The sequence below is a fragment of the Corynebacterium sp. MSK035 genome (genome assembly GCF_030232615.1).
GTDB classification, from domain to species: domain Bacteria; phylum Actinomycetota; class Actinomycetes; order Mycobacteriales; family Mycobacteriaceae; genus Corynebacterium; species Corynebacterium jeikeium_D.
In genome coordinates this window covers 169,487-188,671 of sequence record NZ_JASPJP010000001.1, presented here as the reverse complement: position 1 = coordinate 188,671, position 19,185 = coordinate 169,487, and the positions used below count along the sequence as shown (strand labels likewise).

Annotated in this window: 16 protein-coding genes, 1 tRNA gene and 1 pseudogene; 14 read left to right on the top strand and 4 right to left on the bottom strand. The window is 57.9% G+C overall.

Annotated elements, in window-relative coordinates:
* The first annotated feature begins 6 nt into the window (after positions 1-6).
* From QP978_RS00830 to QP978_RS00785, 10 genes are all read left to right on the top strand, one after another.
* Positions 7-1,338: an MFS transporter gene (locus QP978_RS00830; RefSeq protein ID WP_115598414.1), complete on the top strand. Its 1,332-nt coding sequence runs from the start codon at positions 7-9 to the stop codon at positions 1,336-1,338.
* 56 nt (positions 1,339-1,394) lie between these two features.
* Positions 1,395-2,564 (top strand): sensor histidine kinase, encoded by a 1,170-nt coding sequence (locus QP978_RS00825; protein ID WP_284856734.1) that lies wholly within the window; start codon positions 1,395-1,397, stop codon positions 2,562-2,564.
* A complete protein-coding gene (locus QP978_RS00820) occupies positions 2,561-3,220 on the top strand; it encodes a response regulator transcription factor (protein ID WP_284856733.1) in 660 nt (219 codons plus the stop codon). The genes QP978_RS00825 and QP978_RS00820 overlap by 4 nt, the downstream gene beginning before the upstream one ends.
* Positions 3,221-3,311: 91 nt before the next feature.
* The gene (locus QP978_RS00815; protein ID WP_070429408.1) at positions 3,312-3,701 is read left to right on the top strand and encodes a recombinase family protein; all 390 of its coding nucleotides are present in this window, start codon (positions 3,312-3,314) and stop codon (positions 3,699-3,701) included.
* A 15-nt stretch (positions 3,702-3,716) separates the two neighbouring features.
* Positions 3,717-4,184, top strand: a complete 468-nt coding sequence (locus tag QP978_RS00810; protein WP_224433374.1) for a recombinase zinc ribbon domain-containing protein — start codon at positions 3,717-3,719, stop codon at positions 4,182-4,184.
* Positions 4,185-4,244: 60 nt separating this feature from the next.
* A complete protein-coding gene (locus tag QP978_RS00805) occupies positions 4,245-6,056 on the top strand; it encodes an ABC transporter ATP-binding protein (RefSeq protein ID WP_444859535.1) in 1,812 nt (603 codons plus the stop codon).
* Positions 6,053-7,801, top strand: coding sequence for an ABC transporter ATP-binding protein (locus QP978_RS00800; protein ID WP_070437222.1), 1,749 nt, complete (start codon positions 6,053-6,055; stop codon positions 7,799-7,801). The genes QP978_RS00805 and QP978_RS00800 overlap by 4 nt, the downstream gene beginning before the upstream one ends.
* 34 nt (positions 7,802-7,835) lie before the next feature.
* Positions 7,836-8,432, top strand: coding sequence for an MptD family putative ECF transporter S component (locus tag QP978_RS00795; protein WP_070437219.1), 597 nt, complete (start codon positions 7,836-7,838; stop codon positions 8,430-8,432).
* Positions 8,425-9,111 carry an energy-coupling factor transporter transmembrane component T family protein gene (locus QP978_RS00790; RefSeq protein WP_070437217.1) on the top strand — a complete coding sequence of 229 codons (687 nt, stop codon included), beginning with the start codon at positions 8,425-8,427 and terminating at the stop codon, positions 9,109-9,111. The genes QP978_RS00795 and QP978_RS00790 overlap by 8 nt, the downstream gene beginning before the upstream one ends.
* Entirely contained in the window at positions 9,108-10,499 is a 1,392-nt protein-coding gene (locus tag QP978_RS00785; protein WP_284856753.1) for an ABC transporter ATP-binding protein, read from the top strand. Before QP978_RS00790 ends, QP978_RS00785 begins: the two co-directional genes overlap by 4 nt.
* Positions 10,500-10,648: 149 nt before the next feature.
* Here the strand turns inward: QP978_RS00785 and QP978_RS00780 are convergent.
* Positions 10,649-10,722, bottom strand: a tRNA-Gly gene (locus tag QP978_RS00780).
* 265 nt (positions 10,723-10,987) lie between these two features.
* Here QP978_RS00780 and dcd point away from each other — a divergent pair.
* Positions 10,988-11,569, top strand: a complete 582-nt coding sequence (gene dcd / locus QP978_RS00775) for a dCTP deaminase (RefSeq protein WP_005511764.1) — start codon at positions 10,988-10,990, stop codon at positions 11,567-11,569.
* 201 nt (positions 11,570-11,770) lie between these two features.
* The gene (locus QP978_RS00770; RefSeq protein ID WP_284856732.1) at positions 11,771-13,153 is read left to right on the top strand and encodes a UDP-glucose dehydrogenase family protein; all 1,383 of its coding nucleotides are present in this window, start codon (positions 11,771-11,773) and stop codon (positions 13,151-13,153) included.
* Here QP978_RS00770 and QP978_RS00765 read toward each other — a convergent pair.
* The 3 genes from QP978_RS00765 to QP978_RS00755 all read right to left on the bottom strand — a co-directional run bounded on the left by QP978_RS00765 (position 13,150) and on the right by QP978_RS00755 (position 17,197).
* Positions 13,150-14,646, bottom strand: a complete 1,497-nt coding sequence (locus tag QP978_RS00765; protein ID WP_284856731.1) for a YibE/F family protein — start codon at positions 14,644-14,646, stop codon at positions 13,150-13,152. The two genes, QP978_RS00770 and QP978_RS00765, sit on opposite strands and share 4 nt — an antisense overlap.
* Positions 14,647-15,142: 496 nt before the next feature.
* On the bottom strand, positions 15,143-16,513 hold the full coding sequence (locus tag QP978_RS00760; protein ID WP_269667829.1) for a pyridoxal phosphate-dependent aminotransferase: 1,371 nt from the start codon (positions 16,511-16,513) through the stop codon (positions 15,143-15,145).
* Positions 16,514-16,660: 147 nt separating this feature from the next.
* A complete protein-coding gene (locus QP978_RS00755; protein WP_070856126.1) occupies positions 16,661-17,197 on the bottom strand; it encodes a YceI family protein in 537 nt (178 codons plus the stop codon).
* Positions 17,198-17,335: 138 nt separating this feature from the next.
* On the opposite strand from QP978_RS00755, the gene QP978_RS00750 reads away from it, so the two are divergent.
* Together QP978_RS00750 and QP978_RS00745 are read left to right on the top strand one after the other, a co-directional pair.
* On the top strand, positions 17,336-18,460 hold the full coding sequence (locus tag QP978_RS00750; RefSeq protein ID WP_284856730.1) for a CE1758 family FMN-dependent luciferase-like monooxygenase: 1,125 nt from the start codon (positions 17,336-17,338) through the stop codon (positions 18,458-18,460).
* Positions 18,457-18,861 (top strand): annotated as a pseudogene (locus tag QP978_RS00745) (CE1759 family FMN reductase); the annotation flags it as partial. The gene QP978_RS00750 and the pseudogene QP978_RS00745, both read left to right, overlap by 4 nt.
* Positions 18,862-19,185 lie beyond the last annotated feature (324 nt).

Sequence of the window (19,185 nt, the reverse complement as noted above, 5' to 3'; positions counted from 1 at the left end):
ATTGTTATGGCGATAGAAGAAAAACCAGGGCAACCACAGCCAAAGGCCGCTGGGTCCTCGAAGAATGCCATCGCGCTCAGCGTTCCCGTTCTCGTTATCGCCGTAATCGTCGCTGCGCTGAATTTGCGCCCGAGTATTGCGTCAATCGGTCCGGTGCTTGATCAGCTCCTATCCGACCTAGGCGCTTCCTCCGCTTTTGGTGGTTTGATTACGGCGATTCCGGGGCTCGCATTTTTCGCGATTGGGTTGTCCGCGGTTTCCGTCGGCAAGCGAATGGGCTTAAGCGGTGCACTCACACTGTCTGCGACGTTGCTATTCGTCGGCCTTGCGGTGCGCCCGTGGGTGAGCAGCATCTGGCTATTCCTTCTGTTTACGGCGTTGTCGGTTGCGGGTATTGCGCTGGGAAATGTACTGCTACCTGCGTGGATTAAGGTGCATGGCGGTCGTCATGCCGTCGTGCTGATGATGTTGTACTCCAGCATGCTCGCCCTCGGGGGCGGACTGGGGCCGGCGACGGCGTTTTTGATTAACGATTCACCCGAAGCGTCCACAGGCGGCGTCGATATGTGGCGCTGGGCGATTGCCGTATGGGCGATTACCGCCTTTGTTCAGCTTGTTGTGTGGTTGCCGCTGCGTGCGCGCATCGGATTCGACTATCCGAAGGCCTCGGTCAGTTCCTCGGCAAACACGCCAATCTGGAAGTCTCCGACAGCCATTGCGCTGGCAGTTTTCTTCGGCGTGCAGTCGATGAACGCTTACGTGCTGATGGGCTGGATGCCGAAAATGCTTGTCGACGCAGGCATCAGCGTCAGCGTAGCTACCGCGGCATCCATGATTGTTCAAGGGCTGGGCATCATCGGCGGTCTGCTGATGCCACCGCTGATTGCACGGCTCCGCACCATGTCCTACGTCGCTTTTGGTCTCGGCTGCCTTTTCTTCCTCGGGTATGCGTTGATGATTCTGATCGACCAGCGGGGAGCGGCGGAAACTGGTGTTGGATACGCGATTGGGGCTGCGTTCCTGCTGGGCGTGGGTGGTTTTTGTTTCCCCATGGCTATCGCGCTGATTCCGGGCCGCACGCGCAGCCATGAGCTGACCGCGCGGCTGTCCGGCTTCGTGCAGCCAATCGGCTACATTTTCTCCGCAGTCGGGCCATTCCTAGTGGGTGTGGCCGCTGGAACGACGGAAACGTGGACACCTATTCTGGTCGTACTGCTTGGTACTACGGTGGTGCTTGCAGTGCTTGGGCTGGCTGTCGGTCGGCCAACGTACATTGATGACGAACTGGCCGACCGAGGTATCGGTGAAAAGAAGTCGGGGCGCATTCAGCTCGACTGAATTTAGGGGAGTTAGCTCCACTGTATTTGAACCCGGGCCAACTTAGCTTTGAACCAATGACAAAGAAAAAGAATTTAATCGCGCTGGCCTGGAGTTTTATTCTCGGCCTGCTGTTCATTCCGGGTTTGATTGCCTCCGCTTTTCTTCTGCCGTGGATTCCGCTCATCGGCCGAGGTGCCGACTGGCTCTCTCGCTGGGTGGCATCGTGGTCCGGCACCCCGATTGCCAACCGCGTGACCAATCGTTGGTTCGACATCCGCAACTTCGTCAACCTGCTCGTCCAACTGGTCATTGGGTTCGTCACCTTTACAGCGTGGGTCAGCGGTGGTTTTACTGTCGGAGTGCTCTTCGCTGCACCTTTCCTGGTTGATGAAGTGCAGTTTTTCAGCTGGACTCTGACGGACCCAACACAGAAAATCGCTGTTGCCTGGGTTTTCGCAATCCTCTTTTTGGTGCTGACCATCGCCATCAACCTCGGTGCCGGCCTGCTGTCCATTTGGCTCTCCCGCGTCATCCTCGCACCATCCAGCGAAGAAGTTACCCAATCCCGCGACGTGCTCATTGACTCCTTCTCAGGCGAGCGCCGTCGCATTGAGCGCGAGCTTCACGACGGTCCGCAGCAACACCTAACCGCCTTGAAACTCAACATTGCCGCTGCTCGCATGGGTAAGACTGAGGAAGAAGTGACCGAGGCGCTCACCGCCGCCGATAACAATGCAACGCAAGCACTTGCGCAGTTGCGCTCGGTGGTGCTTGGCATTGCTCCGCCGGTACTGTTTGAAAACGGTCTGGTGGCAGCAGTGGAGGAACTGGCCGCGCACTCCGGAATGCAGGTAGCCGTCCATGAAGATGGTGTCTCCGACTTCGGCCCACTCGATGAGACCACAGCGTTGCTGGCGTACCACTGTGCAGCGGAAGCGTTGACCAATGCCACCAAACATGGTCACGCCGACAGCGCCGAGATCACTCTTGCGGTTCAGGCTCCAAAGAAGGCGCTCGTGTCCCATCTCGGTACGCTTACGGTCACCGTACGCGACAATGGCGTAGGCCTGGAAGCACCATCGGGGGCGGACGCTGTAGACGTCGTAAAGCATGGCACCGGAACCGGCATTGCGGGCCTGCGCGAACGGGCGGCAGCGCTCGGTGGCACCGTGTCGCTCACCAACGCCGACGGTGGTGCCGAATTGCGGTTGGAACTGCCCGTTCGCCAAGGAAGGACACGATGAAAATACTGCTGGCAGAGGACTCCGTACTCCTGCGCGAGGGGCTGACCGGCCTGCTGCGGGCGCTGGGGCACGAGGTCGTCGCCGTCGGCGATGCGGATCAGCTGCTCGCCACCGCCGAAGAGCAAGCGTTCGATGTCATCGTCACCGATGTCCGGATGCCGCCGAACATGCGTGACGACGGACTGCTCGCGGTCTCCACACTGCGCCAGGACAACCCCGACCAGCCGGTTGTGGTGCTCAGTCAATACGTAGCGGCCAGTTATCTGGATCGCCTGCTGCAGCATGGTGGCTTTGGGTACCTGCTTAAGGAACGCGTCTCGGATGTCGACCACTTCGTTGCGGCGCTGGAAGAGGTCCGCGGCGGCGGTACCGTGGTTGACCCTGAAGTGGTCGCAACGCTGCTGACTGCAAAGCAGTACGGTATCGCCACGCTGACTCCGCGTGAGCGCGAAGTGCTCAATCTGATGGCGCAGGGGCTCAGTAATAAGGAAATAGAAAAACGCCTGGTGCTGACCGCTGGTGCAGTGAGTAAGCATGTGGCGAATGTGTTTTTAAAGCTCGGCTTCCAGCCGGAGGATAGCAACCGTCGTGTTAAAGCAGTGTTGCGGTGGCTGAGATACACTGCACCGTCGCCGTCGTCGTCGCCGTCGGCTTAGGTTGCGCCCCTGAATCAGCTCCATACCCACGCAAAAGCCCCCGCGCCGACTCCTTCGAAACGGGAGTCGGCGTGGGGATTATGGGTAATTGGTGCTACTCGGATATAAGAAAGGCGAGGGTGGAAGCCTCGTCATCGACGAGACGCAGGCTCCGACCGTGCGGTTGATCTACCAGCTGTTCCTTGATGGGATAGCGATCAGTGAGATTAAAACCGAGCTCGCTGCCCGCAAGATTCTCACCCCGCGCGGGAAAGAAGTGTGGTCAACCTCGACAGTGTGCTCCATCCTGTCCAACGAAAAATACAAGGACGACGCCCTGCTGCAAAAGACGTTCACCACCGATTTCCTTACTAAGAAGATGAAGGTCAACGAAGGCGAAGTACCCCAATACTATGTATCAGGTAATCATGAGCCGATTACCGAACCGCGTATCTGGGATCAGATGCAATACGAACTCGCCACCAGGCATGGCAACATATAGTCAGCGAAAGTCGGGTTGTTCTCCACCCGGCTGGAATGTGCTCGGTGTGGGGCGTGGTATGGGCGTAAAACGTGGGCGTCGAACACGAAATGCAAAGACGCAGTTTGGCAATGCAACCATAAATACACAGACGAACATCCCTGCAGCAGCGCGACGGTGAAAGACGAGCAGATCGAAGCGCTGATTGCGGAAAACCAGCGGTGTGCGCTCGACCAGGACGCCTGCCAATCCGCGTACGCCGAACTCGATACTACCTACCGTAAGACGCTCGCACGTAGAACAAGCCTGGAAAAAGATATCGCAGCGAACACCGCCAAGCACGCCGCCATCACCACAACCCTGAATGATCTGACAGGGGAACCTGTGAGCGAGTTTCACCCCGCACAATGGAGCGCACTTATCGACCACGCCATTGTCACCGAGGACGCGATCCGGTTCGTGTTCCGCACCGGTGAACAGGTGAGGATTGCCCTGAAAGGGTGATGTTCGTATCAGTTGACGTGCACAGTAGACACACCTCCCAGAAATATAGTAAGGTTAGGCATGCCTAAGAAGGATGGTGCTTACGTGAACGAAAGTGCAACGGATCAGGTTGTTGAAGGCGAGTATGGGTCGGCGAAGGAAAAATCAGTCGCTGGCCAGAACGCGATCCGTCAGCTATCGCAGCCGGTGAAAGGCAAACTGTTTATCGCGCAGGCCTTAACGTTCGCCTCTGGGGTGTTGGCTATCGCACCCTATGTGGCTTTGGTGGAGCTGGGAGCTGCGCTGATGCAAGACCGGGTGGACCCGGCGCGGGTGAACTGGATCGTGATGCTCCTTGTTTCTGCTTACATGGCGCGGTTGACTTTGTATTTTGTTGCGTTGGGCGTGACGCATTTTATTGACCTGTCGTTGCGTAATCAGATGCGTCGGCAAATTGCCGCCCGAATGTCGACTGCTCCGCTGTCGTGGTTTACCCGCGAGGGCGAAGGGAAGATCCGCAAGACCATTCAGGATGATACGGCCACGGTGCACACAGTGATCGCACACGGGCCGATCGAGAAACTGAACGCAATCGTCTCCCCGCTCGCCTTGTTGGCCTATGCGTTCGTGGTGGATTGGCGGCTCGCTCTGCTGTCGATTGCGACGATTCCGGTTTATGTGGGCATGTATGGCATGTCGATGCGTGGGATGAATGAGAAGACCGCGGAAATGGACACCAAGCTTGCTCAGGTTTCGGCAACGATGGCCGAGTTCGTTGCCGGTATCTCAGTGGTGAAAGCGTTCGGCAAGGTTGGCCAAGCACATAAAGCCTATTTAGATGCAGCTAACGAGTTTTCTAAGTTCTACCGGGCGTGGTGTATGCCGCTGGTGTCGATGTCGGTCGCCTCATTTTCGTGGGTGTCGATCCCGGTGTTGTTGATCGTGAACCTTGGCGGTGGCGCGTTGATGATGAACGCCGGTTGGGTGAGCATCTACGAGGTGATAGCGACGACGTTGATTGCCTTGGTGCTGCCGGGAGCGTTGATGGCAGTCGCAACCATCGCCTGGTCTTATCAGCTCGCAGGTTCAGCGGCAGTACGGCTGGTGAATGTCATGGAGCTACCGGCGTTGAGTCAGCCCGATGCGCCACAGACACCACACGGTCATGATATCGAGATTCGGGGTGTGTCGTATGCCTATGACGACACCCAGGCATTAGACGAGGTGAGCCTGAGCATTCCGGCAGGCACGGTGACCGCGCTGGTTGGCCCGTCGGGTGCGGGGAAGTCGACGTTGGCGAGTTTGATGGCCCGCTTTGATGACCCGGACGCTGGCACGATCACCATCGGCGGGGTTGATCTAAAGAGCATTTCCCAGGATGTGTTGTATTCGACGGTCGCATTCGTCCTGCAAGATGCACAGCTTATTCGCGACACCATCCACAACAACATTGCCCTGGGCGCGCGAGACGCAACCTTGGATCAGGTGCGGCAGGCGGCGAGAGCAGCGCAGATCGACGAGTTCATCATGAGCCTGCCAGATGGTTACGACACTGTGTTGGGGGAGGACACCCACGTTTCGGGCGGGCAGGCAGCCCGTATCGCGATCGCCCGGGCGCTCATGGTTGATGCCCCAGTGTTGGTGCTGGACGAGGCGACGGCGATGGCGGACCCGGAATCGGAATCGAAAATCCAACAAGCTCTCTCGACTCTTGCCAAAGGCAGAACCGTGATTGTGATCGCCCACCGACTGGCCTCGATCAGGGGCGCGGATCAGATTGTCGTCATGGAACGCGGGGGCATTGCTGTGGTCGGTAAACACGACGAGTTGTTGGGTAATGCGCACTATCAGGCACTTCTTGCCCAAGGTGCATGCGAGGAGATGACACGATGAATCAACTATTGCTGCCACGCTTTAAGCGTTTGATGGAACCCGCCTCGTGGCGAGACCTTTCGGTTGGTCAAGCGTGGGGTGCGGTCTCAGGACTGTGTCACGGCTTTGCCCTGCTCGCGCTACTCCCTGCAGCAAGCGCCTTGGCGACCGGAATGCCGGTGTGGGGGCTGTCGTTTTGGGGCTGGCTCATCGCCTTGGCGGTGTTCGCGGTGCTGGGCGTGGGCACGGAGTTTTATGGCATGCGCACCGGCTATATCGGCGCGCTTGGATTCATTCACGACGTCCACCAGGCAGTAGGTAACAAAGTAGCCCGCCTACCGTTGGGAGTGTTCGATTCGGGTAGCTCTGGACGGCTGTCGCGCATGGTCACCCAGGAAATGATGAACTTGGGCGAGTCGGCGGCACATTTCATTTTCTCTCTCGTCCAAAAACTCTCGGCCGTGCTGGTGATCACTGTGGGAACCTGGTTCTGGGATTGGCGGCTGGGACTGACCTTGACGATCGCGTTCCCGATCATGCTTGCCTTCCTCCATATTTCCCGTGTGCTTCTCGATAAGGGCAAGAAGGTTTCCGAACCAGCCGAATCGGAGCTGGCGGCTCGCATGGTCGAATTCGCCACCTGCCAAGGCGCGCTGCGCTCCTGCCATGTCGCCGACGACTACCCGGCCCTTGATCGGGCATTCAAACAGGCTGACCGCAAGGGTCGCAAAGCATTGTGGATCGAAACACTAGCGAACCTGATTAATGGGATGTTCGTTCAAGCGCTCATTGTGGTGATGATCTGGCTGACCGCCCAACTCGCCCTCGGCGGGCAAATGAATGCGCTGAACGCCGTGGTCACAATCGGCATGTGCCTGCGGTTCACCACCATGCTCCAAGACATCGGTGGCTGCATGACCGGGCTGGAAGAACGCCGCCAGCAGATGAACCACGTCGACAAGGTCATGGATGCCCCCGAACTGTCCGAACCCGATGCCTCTACACCGATAAACGCCCCTGGTGATGTTCGTTTCGAGGACGTCACCTTCGGCTACGATCCGGACACCCCGGTTCTCCGTGATATTTCCTTCCATGTCCCGCAAGGTGGCATGTGTGCCCTGGTTGGTCCATCTGGGTGCGGGAAGACGACGATCGCCCGGTTGGTTGCACGTTTCTGGGATGTGCAGTCCGGCAGCGTGCGCGTTGGCGGAGTGGACGTGCGCGAGCAGACCACCGAAGATTTGATGCGCCAGGTGTCTCTTGTCTTCCAAGACGTCTACTTATTCAACGACACTCTCGAAGCCAACATTCGCCTTGGCAACCCAGAAGCCACCGATGAAGAAATCAGGTGGGCCGCTGACCTGTCGGGCGTGACGGAAATCGTCAACCGCCTCCCAGATGGCTGGAATTCATTGGCGGGTTCTGGCGGGCGTGCACTGTCAGGTGGGGAACGGCAACGCGTCTCTATCGCTCGCGCCTTGGTGAAGAAGGCCCCGATCGTGCTTTTCGATGAGGCCACCAGCGCATTGGACGCGGAAAATGAAGCCAATATTGTTGCGGCGATGAATGAGCTACGCAAGCACTCCACGCTGATCGTGATCGCCCACAAACTTGAAACCATTCGACAAGCTGACCAAATTATTGTGCTCTCCCACGGTGGGCGTATCGCCCAGCGCGGGTGCCACGACGAGCTGGTCAACCAGCCGGGTCAATACCGCGATTTCTGGCAAGAGCGCATCAACGCAGGCGGATGGCAACTCGTCTAAACACAGCGCATATCAGCACATAAAAGGAAAAACTATGTCCACACCCACATCCTCGCGCCTCAACGCGCGCGACTTCATCAATATCGGCGTCTTCACTGCCTTGATGTTCGTCATCGTGTTTGCATTCGGAATGCTCGGGTTCATTCCGGCTGCCATGTATGCCGGCTTCTTGCTTTCTATCCTCGTTAACGGCATCGTCTTTGCGCTGTTTACTGCCCGCACTCCGAAGATGGGGGCGTTGACAATCATGCTGATTATCATCGAAATCCTCTTCTTCGTGACCGGCCACTGGGTGGGAGGAATTGCGATCGCCGCTGTGTTCGGCCTGCTCGCTGACTTGGTGATCACCAAGGGGCCGAAGAGCGTGAAAGTTCGTGTCCCGCTGGCATATGCACTGTTTATTCTGCCGATCTATGTTTCCCCGTGGATTCCGCTATTTATGAACCAAGACGCATATATGTCGCAGATCGCCGAACAAATGGGTGCCGAGTATGCCGCCAAGATGGCACAGGTCGTCACGATTCCGATTCTGCTGGGCTTCTTCGGCGTGATGCTCATCGTGGGCTGGCTTGCTGGTCTGTTGGGAACCAGGGTCGCGCGCAAACACTTTGAACGGGCCGGTCTTGTCTAAACTTCCCGACCCGCGCACCATTATCGCAGCGCTCGTCATCGTCTCCACCACGATCTACAGTGCCTACTCGCCGTGGTTCGTGTGTACTCTGGGCGGATTCGCCGCCGTGATGCTGACGAGCGCTACGATCAACCCCAACACGCTCGTGCGCCCGAGCTGGGTGGCCGTCTACCTGGCCACGTTTGCGGCTCTCGGCACACTCGTCTTCGTGATACCCCTGGTCTGGAAATCAACAGCCAGCGCGTTCCTCGTGCTGTTTCTGCAGTGGATGTGGCGATTCAGCGTCAGCGCAGGAATGGGAGCCTACGCGATCGGCGTAATCCGACCCGCCACCTTGCAAAAAGCACTCGCCAGCTCACGAATCCCGACCTGTTTCACGATCCCGATCTCAGTCGCGTTACGTGTGCTGCCCGTGATCGGCCACGAAGTTAAAGCGATCTCAGATGCCATGAAACTACGCGGCATGTCCGTGCTCTCACTGCGTGCGGCGCAATACTTCACAATCCCTCTGCTATCGACCGTGGTACGCAGCGGGGACGAACTGGCATCGGCCGCCCTCGTGCGCGGACTGGGCGGAACCGCAAAGCCCACCTCAGTCACAGTCGTGAAATTCCGAGTGGTCGACGCAGTCATTCTGCTCATCGTTATCGGCTTCGCGATATGGAGAATCGTCCTATGACAATAGCCCAAGCAACTAGGGTCACCTTCACCTATCGAGGAGCAGACCACCCCTCAATCAACGACGTAACCATCACCATCACACCCGGAACCGTCACCTTGCTGTGTGGCGCATCCGGGTCAGGAAAAACCACCGCACTACGGCTATTTAACGGGCTCATCCCGCACTTCCACGACGGCGACCTTACCGGAAACGTCACAGTCGACGACATTGACGTGGCACAAACAGACCTGCCACGCCTTGCCCACCACTGTTCGACAGTGTTTCAAAACCCGCGCACCCAGTTCTACACCACCCACGTGCGCCAAGAACTCGCCTTCGGCCCAGAAAATCTCGGCCGCGACCCGCAGGAGATCTGTGCCCGCATTGACGAGGTCGCAGCCGAGTTAGGTATCGCCGACCTGCTGGAATCCCGCGTCACACAACTATCAGGCGGACAGATGCAACGCGTGGCCTGCTCCGTCGCCATGTGCAACAACACGTCGCTGATCGTCTTTGACGAGCCAACCGCGAACTTGTCCGCTGACGTTATCGACCAACTCGCCACACTCATCGCCAGGCTCAAAGCCGATGGACACACCATCATCATTGCTGAACACCGGCTAAGTTTCCTTTCCGGGATCGTCGACCGTGTCTACTGCTTCGACAAAGGCAAGATTGTCCTCACCGCAACCGGCGAAGAGTTCTACGCTACCTCGGATGAGGAGCGCAAACAGCTTGGGCTGCGATCCCTAGTGCCCGTATCCATGCCGAGCCTGCCCGAACCAGAAGGTGAAGGGCTCACAATCGACAACCTCGCCTTTGCCTACCGCCACGGAAACACAGTCCTCAATATTAACCACGTGTTGTTTCCGGCAGGGAAAATCACGGCACTCCTCGGCCCGTGCGGGTCAGGCAAATCAACACTGGCACGCATTGTTTGCGGACTAGAAAAAGCCAAACATGCATCCATCACACTCGGCGGACAAAAATTCACCAGCCGCGACGCCTACCTTGTGATGCAAGACCCTACCCGACAGTTGTTCTCAGATACCGTCATCGACGAAGTCACGCTCGGCACGACCAAAGCCGAAAAGCAACACATCGATGCCCACGCGATCCTTGAAGAACTCGACCTTGCCGACCACGAGGCTGATCATCCGCAAGCACTCTCTGGCGGGCAACGTCAACGTCTGGTTATTGCTACAGCGCTTGCTGCGAACAAGAAAGTTTACATCTTCGACGAGCCCACGTCCGGTGTTGGCTACAAACACCTTGTCGCGATTTCCCGAGTAATGCGTAAACTCGCTGACACTGGTGCCGTCGTCATCGTCATCACCCACGATGCTGAACTCGTTACCGAGGTCGCCGACCACGCTATCCACCTCGACCAAATCAACGCCTGCTAACGCAAACGCTCACTCAGCCGAAAGAGAGGAAAGTGTTTCTACAGGTCAGAGTTAACGCGCTATACACTCGCTAACGCAAGCGATTTTCTTGACCCCCTTGGGGCATACTCGCTAACGCAAACGCCTACTTATCATTTTCGACGTCTAAGTGGAGCCGATGACGGGAATCGAACCCGCGCCGCCTGCTTGGGAAGCAGGAGTTCTACCATTGAACTACATCGGCACACAGTAGGCGGAATGATTAAAAGCACGCCACGGGATTGGCACAGTAGGTGTGGCATGCAGGCAATCAGTCGCCCTCTGTAACTTCAATGTAGCACTCTCGATTCGTGTCGAAAAAATTGGTCTTGAAGACCCTCTGTCCGTCTTTTCGGGTTAATCGCTGATCTCCTTGTAGGACCTTATCCAGTCCTTCCCGGGGGATTCAGTGCGGGCATATCCTGTAACCCGCACACGCTGTGTATTACAGAGCGGTTAAGCTGGTCTATGTGTTGCTCTCAGATCGTGATATTCGTGCCGCTATCGATGCCGAAGGCTCCGGCCATCTCGGCATTGATCCTTTTGACCCGAAGATGATTCAGCCTTCGTCCATCGACGTGCGTCTGGACAAGTTCTTCCGAGTTTTTAACAACTCGCAGTACACGCACATCGATCCGAAGTTGCCGCAGGAAGAACTGACGTCCCCGCACGAGGTTCCAGAAGGGCAGCCCTTCATTCTTCACCCGGGCGAATTCGTCCTGGCATCGACCCTGGAGTACTTCACTATTCCTCCGCACCTAGCAGGCCGCCTGGAAGGTAAGTCTTCGCTGGGGCGTCTGGGCCTGGCAACGCACTCGACCGCCGGCTTTATTGACCCAGGGTTTTCAGGCCACATCACGCTGGAGCTATCCAATGTGGCGAACTTGCCTATCGCACTGTGGCCGAACATGAAGGTCGGCCAGCTGGCACTGTTCAAGATGTCCTCGCCGGCAGAGGTGCCTTACGGTTCCGGCAAGCTCGGTTCGAAGTATCAGGGGCAGCGCGGCCCGACGCCGTCGCGTGCGTACCTGAACTTCCGCGATGAGGAATAAGGCACCTGAAACTCGGGATATGAACTCGGAATATAAATGAATTGTGAATAGCCCCGAGTGAATTCTCGGTGAAGAAATGGAAACAATTGTTCAATAAAGAGTTTTCGCAGGTGAAAAGCCTAAATATGGGCCTTTAGTTCACACCATTTAAGGGTTAAATCGGCTTGATGGCCTTTTATCTTTCGATAAATAATAGCCCTTATGCGTATTACGGTTATTGGTACGGGTTACCTAGGCGCCACTCATGCCGCGGCGATGGCGGAGTTAGGCCACGAGGTTCTCGGCGTAGATGTTGATCCCGCCAAGATTGAGGCATTGTCCGCAGGCCAAGTTCCTTTCTTTGAGCCTGGCTTGCCCGAACTGCTAAAGAAGCACGTTGAGTCGGGGCGACTACGTTTCACCACTAACTACGACGAAGCCGTTGAATTTGCGAACGTCCACTTCGTAGGTGTCGGAACTCCGCAGGTTAAGGGCTCGTACGCCGCCGATGTTCGCTATGTGGACGCCGCCATTACCGAATTGGCTAAGCGCGTCGTCGGCAAGCATTTAGTGTTTGGTAAGTCCACTGTGCCCGTCGGTACCGCACCGCGCCTGCAGGAGCTGGCTGCGAAAATGATTGGTGAGCGCGCCGAAGCCGGTGATGAGCAGTTGAAGAACACCAGTCTCGAAATCGCCTGGAACCCGGAGTTCCTGCGCGAGGGCTTCGCGGTAAAGGACACCCTGGAGCCGGACCGTGTGGTGCTGGGCACCCAGAAGCCGGGCATGATCCTCAATGGTGCGGGTCAGGAGGTCGAATCGATTGCCGAGGCCAGTTTGCGCGAGTGCTTCGGCCCTATCTTCGAGCGCGAGACTCCGCTTATCGTCGCGGACACCGCCACCGCAGAGCTGGTGAAGGTGTCGGCGAATGCATTCCTCGCCACCAAGATTTCCTTCATCAACGCGGTCTCCGAAATCTGTGAGGTCACAGGTGCGGATATCACCACGCTTGCCGACGCCATCGGTATGGATGCCCGAATTGGCCGCCGCTTCCTCAACGCGGGTCTGGGCTTCGGCGGCGGTTGCCTGCCGAAGGATATCCGCGCATTCATGGCCCGCGCCGGTGAGCTGGGCGTTGACCAGGCGCTGACCTTCCTGCGTGAGGTCGATGCGATTAACATGCGTCGCCGTGAAAAGACCGTTGACCTGGTGCGTGGTAGCTTCGGCGGCTCGCTGCTCGGCCACACCGTGACCGTGCTGGGTGCGGCTTTCAAGCCGAACTCTGACGATGTGCGTGACTCCCCGGCGCTGTCGATTGCCGGTTCGCTGTCTCTGGCGGGCGCTTCGGTGATTGTTTATGACCCGCAGGCCATGGAGAACGCCAAGAAGAATTTCCCGACCTTGGAGTATGCACCGAGCATCGAAGCAGCTCTGGAAGGCTCGGAGATGGTTGTCGTCGCCACCGAGTGGCAGCAGTTCCGCGACATCGACCCGGTGGCTGCGAAGAAGCTGGTCAAGCGCGCAGCGGTGCTCGACGGCCGCAACTGCCTGCCAGCAGATCAGTGGCGTGCCGCAGGCTGGGATGTCACCTGCCTCGGCCGCGGCTAAATGCTAGCTGCCCTCGAGCGCTTCGGAAACTTCATACCCTCCGGGGCCACGGTATAGGCGGCGATGAGGGTGGTAATCGGCACTGCGAGTACCAAAGCCACCGCACCGATGGTGGAACGCAGCAGCTCTGTGGCCACGACATCGGAGGTCAACGACTGCATCAGCGGCCGGTCGGAGACGCTTAACAAAATCGATAGCGGTAGTGCGGTGCCGAGGTACGCCAGTACCAGTGTGTAGACCATCGACGCGATGTGATCGCGACCGACGCGCATTGCCGAGCGGAAGACCTCCATAGGGCGCGACCGCGGAGCTGCTTCGTAAAGCTCCTGGACGGTCGATGCCTGGGCGATGGTGACGTCGTTAAGCACGCCCAACGCGCCGATGATGAATCCCGCCAGAAGCAGACCTGTGACGGAGACGTCAGGCAGGTAAAGCTGAATGAGCAGGTTGTCCTCGTTGCCGAGACCACGTAGCTGCGACGTGGAGATAGCGAGGTTGGCCAGGCCCGCCGCCAGTACCATCGTGGTGAGTGTTCCCGCCAGTGCGGAAGCTGACTTCCAATTGATGCCATGAACGAGGAAGAGCACCGGGAAGAGAATCGCCGCGCCCGCCGTGATAGCCAAGGCCACAGGATCGCCGCCGCGTAGCAGTGCCGGAACCAGGAATCCCATCACTGCGGCCAGCGTGATGCCAAGACCAATGAGGCTCAAGACCCCGCGAGTCATGCCGACGAGGATGATGAGCAGCACCGCTGCGCCGAGCCACATCCAGATGGTCGTGGTGCGATCCTTGTCCAGGAAGGTGTAGGTGTTGCCGATGCTAGCGGTGTCGACAACCTGATGAGGTGCGAGGTCGACGACGTTAGTGTCGGCCGCGGGAGCCTCGGGGGCAGGTGGTGCGGGTGGAGCAGGAGCAGCAGGAGCTTCTGCGCCGGATTCAGGTGCTGGTTCCTGCTCCGGGGCTGGAGCTGGTGCCGGAGCCTCTGCATCAGGAGCAGGCTCACCCTCTGCGCCCTCAGGGGCAGGCGCGGGAACAACGCCGGGAGCCGGTGTCATCAACCCCGGATCCGGCACGGCACCATTGTCGACAGCTCCGGTACCGGCCGCGTTTGGGCGGTGAATTGCCAGGACGACCTTGTCGCCCTCCGCCAGCTCAATCTCGCCGGGCAGGCCGGATGCTTCCAGCAGAGTCTTCTTGCCCTCGTCTGGACCCGAGGTCAGCTCAATGACCGAGAGCTGGCACTTCGGCGCCGCGGGGTCATTGAGGGAGGCCGCCAGCCCTGGCCGCGGCTGGTCATCGAAGACGCGTCCGTTGTCAGGCGAATTGCACGCGCCGACGCTGTGCTTTACGACGGTTCCCTTAACCGTCTCTGCAGCTGACGTCTGTGACTGCAGGAATCCCGGCCCTGGGCTCGGAGCTTCACCCGATGGCCAGAGCCCAATCACTGCGAGGAAAGTGGCAATACCAGCAACTGTGAGAACTGTGGCCAGCAAGCGACGTGCTCTTGTGGGGTTGTGCCGCGGTTTCGTTGGTTTTGGTTTGGCTTGCGCAGGTTCGTTTTGCCGTGCCGGTGCTGGTTTTGAATGTGCGGCAGGCTCTGCAAGTCGTGCTGGGGCAGCCGAGGTTGCAGAGTTGGGTTGATTCGCGGTATTGACAGCCCGGAACCGGCCGGTAGGGGAGCCGCTGTTCGAGTTCTTCAGTACGTCGAGATGCGCACCTATGTCGGAACCCGGAGCAACGTGAAAAGGTTGCTGGTTGTCAGAGTTCATTGAATCTTTTGAATGCCTGCCCACCCTTAATAACCTAATCGCTGCACCAGCACCGGAAGGCGTACCGCCATTCCGGCGCGCCGAGCCGTAGTCATCAGCGCTATGGCTCACCTATCGATGCAATACTCACTCATCGATGCGCTCCAGTGTGTCCATAAGTGAATAGCGCATCGATATGTGAGAAGGGCAGAACCAATAGCGTGCGCAACCCTAAGTACAGCTATTGCTTGTAGCTGACCAGGAAGTTGCCCAGGCGCTCGATAGCTTCCTTCAGGTCGCGTGCCCATGGCAGGGTGACAATTCGGAAGTGATCCGGCGTCGGGTAGTTGAAGCCAGAGCCGCCGACCATCAGGATCTTCTCTTCACGCAGGATGTCGAGCATCAGCTTTTCGTCATCGTGAATTTCGTAGACGTTCGGATCCAGCTTCGGGAATGCGTACATTGCTCCCATCGGCTTCACGCAGCTCACGCCCGGAATTGAGGTCAGTCCCTCGTAGGCGACATTGCGCTGCTCCAGGAGGCGACCGCCTGGCAAGATCAGGTCCTCGATGGACTGGTAACCGCCAAGTGCCACCTGAATGCCGTGTTGAGCAGGGACATTCGGGCACAGACGGGTGCTGGCCAGCAGGTTGATTCCCTCGATAAAGCCCTCTGCGTGGCGCTTCGGGCCAGTCAGTACCATCCAGCCCGCGCGGTAGCCGGCCACGCGGTAGGTTTTGGACAGGCCGTTGAAGGTGATACAGAGCAAATCCGGGGCCAAGGAAGCAGTGGAAATGTGCTCTGCATCGTCGTAGAGGATGCGGTCGTAGATTTCGTCGGAAAGCAGCAGGAGTGAGTGCTCACGAGCGATATCGACGATGGCTTCGAGTGTCTGGCGTGTGTAGACCGCGCCGGTCGGATTGTTCGGGTTGATGATGACAATCGCCTTCGTGCGATCCGTCACCTTCGAGCGAATGTCTTCGACATCCGGAGCCCAGTTATTCTCCTCATCACACGTGTAGTGGACGGCCTTACCGCCGGCGAGGGTGGTTGCTGCCGTCCAGAGCGGGTAATCCGGAGCTGGAATGAGGACCTCATCGCCCTCGTTGAGCAGCGCCTGCGTGGTGATGGAAATCAGCTCGGAGACGCCGTTGCCCAGCCAGACGTCGTTGACGTCGAAACGGGGGAAATCCGGGTCCATCTCATAGCGCGTGACGACGGCACGGCGTGCGGAGTAAATACCCTTGGACTCGGAGTAGCCCTGTGCGTGGGGGAGGGCCCGGACCATGTCCTGCACGATGGTGTCAGGTGCATCAAAGCCGAACTTCGCCGGATTGCCAGTGTTGAGCATCATGATGCGGTGGCCGTCGGCCTCCATCTGCTCGGCGAGAGTAGTCACCGGACCGCGAATGTCGTAGAGGACGTTCTGCAGCTTGGAGGATTGGTCCAGTGTCTTCAGCGGAGTGCGGCGAGGTGCCTTGATGTTTCCACGACGGGCGGCAACGCGGGCGGCGCGGGACTGCTCGGCCTGAGCGGCCTGCGCAGTCTGAGCGTCCTGCGTTGTCTCGTTGGTGGTTTCGGTGCCCTGGGAAGTGTCTTTACTGGAACTCACCTGTCTAAGCATGCCACTTTTTTGCTCCCGCACCATGCTTTTCTCACAGCGGGGGCAGATTAATTGCACATTGATTGCGCAAAAGCGTCCTGCATGAGGATGCAGGACGCTTTTCTGGGGTTCTGGCTGCTGGGTTCCGGCTGCTAGTTACTGCTTGACTGCGGAGCCGTCGATCTGCAGGGAAATCTCATTGCCAAGGAGCAGGCCGCCAGTCTTAATAGGAGCGTTGTAATCGATACCGAAATCGGTGCGGTCAATCTTGGTAGCTGCCTCGAAGCCAACGCGAGTCTGACCCCATGGGTCTTCAGCGGAGCCGAAAATATCGACATCTAGGGTGATCGGCTTGGTAATGCCGTTGATGGTCAGGTCGCCGGTAACGGTGGCCTTTTCTTCGCTCTGGAGCTCGATAGCGGTGGAAACGAACTCGAAGGTCGGGTTTTCGTCGGTGCCGAAGAAGTCCTTCGAGCGCAGGTGGTTGTCGCGCTCTTCATTGTTGGTGTTGATGGAGTTCGCCTGAATGGTCGCCTTTGCCGTGGAATTCTCCGGCTTGTCGGCATCAAAATTAATAACGGACTCAAACTCAGTGAACTGACCGTGGACCTTAGTGATCATTGCGTGACGAACGGTGAATCCAACGGTGGAGTGCTGTGCATCAAGAACGTAGTTACCAGACTGAAGAGCCATGGTGAATCTCCTAAAAGTTAAAAGTATCTCGAATGTTTCGAAGTATTTTTGTCCGCCGGAACCAACTTCCGGTGTTGACGTATCAACTATAAGCCAGGGAGAGATGACGTGTCAACAAAAAGGTCTTAATATGGAGCCATGCAATTCGGAGTTTTTACAATTGGCGACGTCACAAAAGATCCCACGACCGGACAAATCCCTACTGAACATGAGCGAATTAAGGCAACTGTCGCGCTAGCGAAGAAGGCTGAAGAGGTTGGCCTTGATGTATTTGCTACCGGCCAGCACCACAATCCACCGTTTGTGGCCCCGGCGAACCCGCCGATTCTGCTGGCAAACCTCGCAGCGCAGACCGAAAATCTGATTCTGTCGACCTCGACAACGCTGATTACCACCACCGACCCCGTGCGCATCGCCGAGGATTACGCCTACCTCCAGCACCTTTCCGAAGGCCGCATGGATCTCATGATGGGCCGCGGCAACACCGGGCCGGTTTATCCGTGGTTTGGCAAGGATATCCGCAAGGGGATTCCGCTGGCCATTGAGAATTACCACCTATTGCGCACCCTTTGGCGTGAGGAGAGTGTGGATTGGCAAGGTCAATTCCGCACGCCGCTGCAGTCCTTTACGTCCACTCCGCGTCCGCTCGACGGGGTAGCGCCTTTCGTGTGGCATGGCTCAATCCGGTCCACCGAGATTGCTGAGCAGGCCGCCTTCTATGGGGACGGCTTCTTCCATAACCACATTTTCTGGAATATCGAGCACACCACAGCCATGGTCAATCTCTACCGCCAGCGCTTTGAGCACTACGGTCATGGTGCTGCTGATCAGGCAATTGTCGGACTTGGTGGGCAGGTCTTCTCCGCTGAGACGGAGAAGAAAGCCAAGGAAATTTTCCGCCCCTACTTCGACAATGCCCCGGTCTATGGACATGGGCCATCGTTGGAAGAATTCGAGAACATCACTCCACTGACCGTCGGCACGCCTGAGCAAATCATCGAACGTTACCTGGGCTATGCAGATGCCGTTGGTGACTACCAGCGCCAGCTTTTCCTCATCGATCATGCCGGCCTGCCGCTGGAGATGGCGTTGGAGCAGGTTGAGATCCTGGGAACCGAAATCGTTCCGGTCCTGCGTGAAGAGTTCGAGCGCCGCCGTCCGGCACACGTGCCCTCCGACCCGCCGACGCACGCCTCGCTCGTCGCCGAAGGCGCAGATTCCCCGCACCTGCTGGTCCGCCCGGCGGAAAGGAATCAGCAGTGAGAAAGCTTGTCGTAGTAAGCGCTGGCGTTTCCGACCCATCGACCACGCGCATCCTCGCGAATCGCATCGCGGAAGCTGTTGACGTGCAGGTCTCCAAGCGCGGCGAAGGTCTCGAGATCGAGTACATTGAGCTGCGCGAACTCGCTGTCAGTCTCGGCACTGTGATGTCCACAGGGCTTTACGACGAAAAATTGCGCACCGCCCTCGATACTGTCAGCGGTGCTGATGGATTGATTGCCGCGACCCCGGTGTTCGCAGCGTCCTACTCGGGGCTTTTCAAGATGTTTTTCGACGCCCTGGATAAGGATGCGCTGACCTCCATGCCGGTCATTATTGCTGCGACGGCTGGCACAGCGCGGCACTCATTGGTGCTGGAGTATGCGATGTGTCCGCTATTTAGCGGCACCACGGGAGGTTGTAGTAGTCGCAAGAGAAGGTATCGGAAAGAGCGTATTCCTTGACCTGTAGTTCATCGCTGCTGGTTGCGGTTGTCGGTGCAGCGGTAGCGGCAGTAGCAGCAGGGGCACCGGTCAGCGCGCCCAGGGAAAGTGCTGCGGATGCAATGGTGGTAGCAAGAACAGAAGTGCGTCGAAACATTAGGTAGTACTCCGAAAGATATCTGCCTCGGCAAAGTGTCAGGGCTTTGTGGACTGCCGGACTTCGCCAGTGATTAATAAAGAAATCATAACTATTTAATCAAGAGTGTGAAGCGTGAGGGGCCCTTC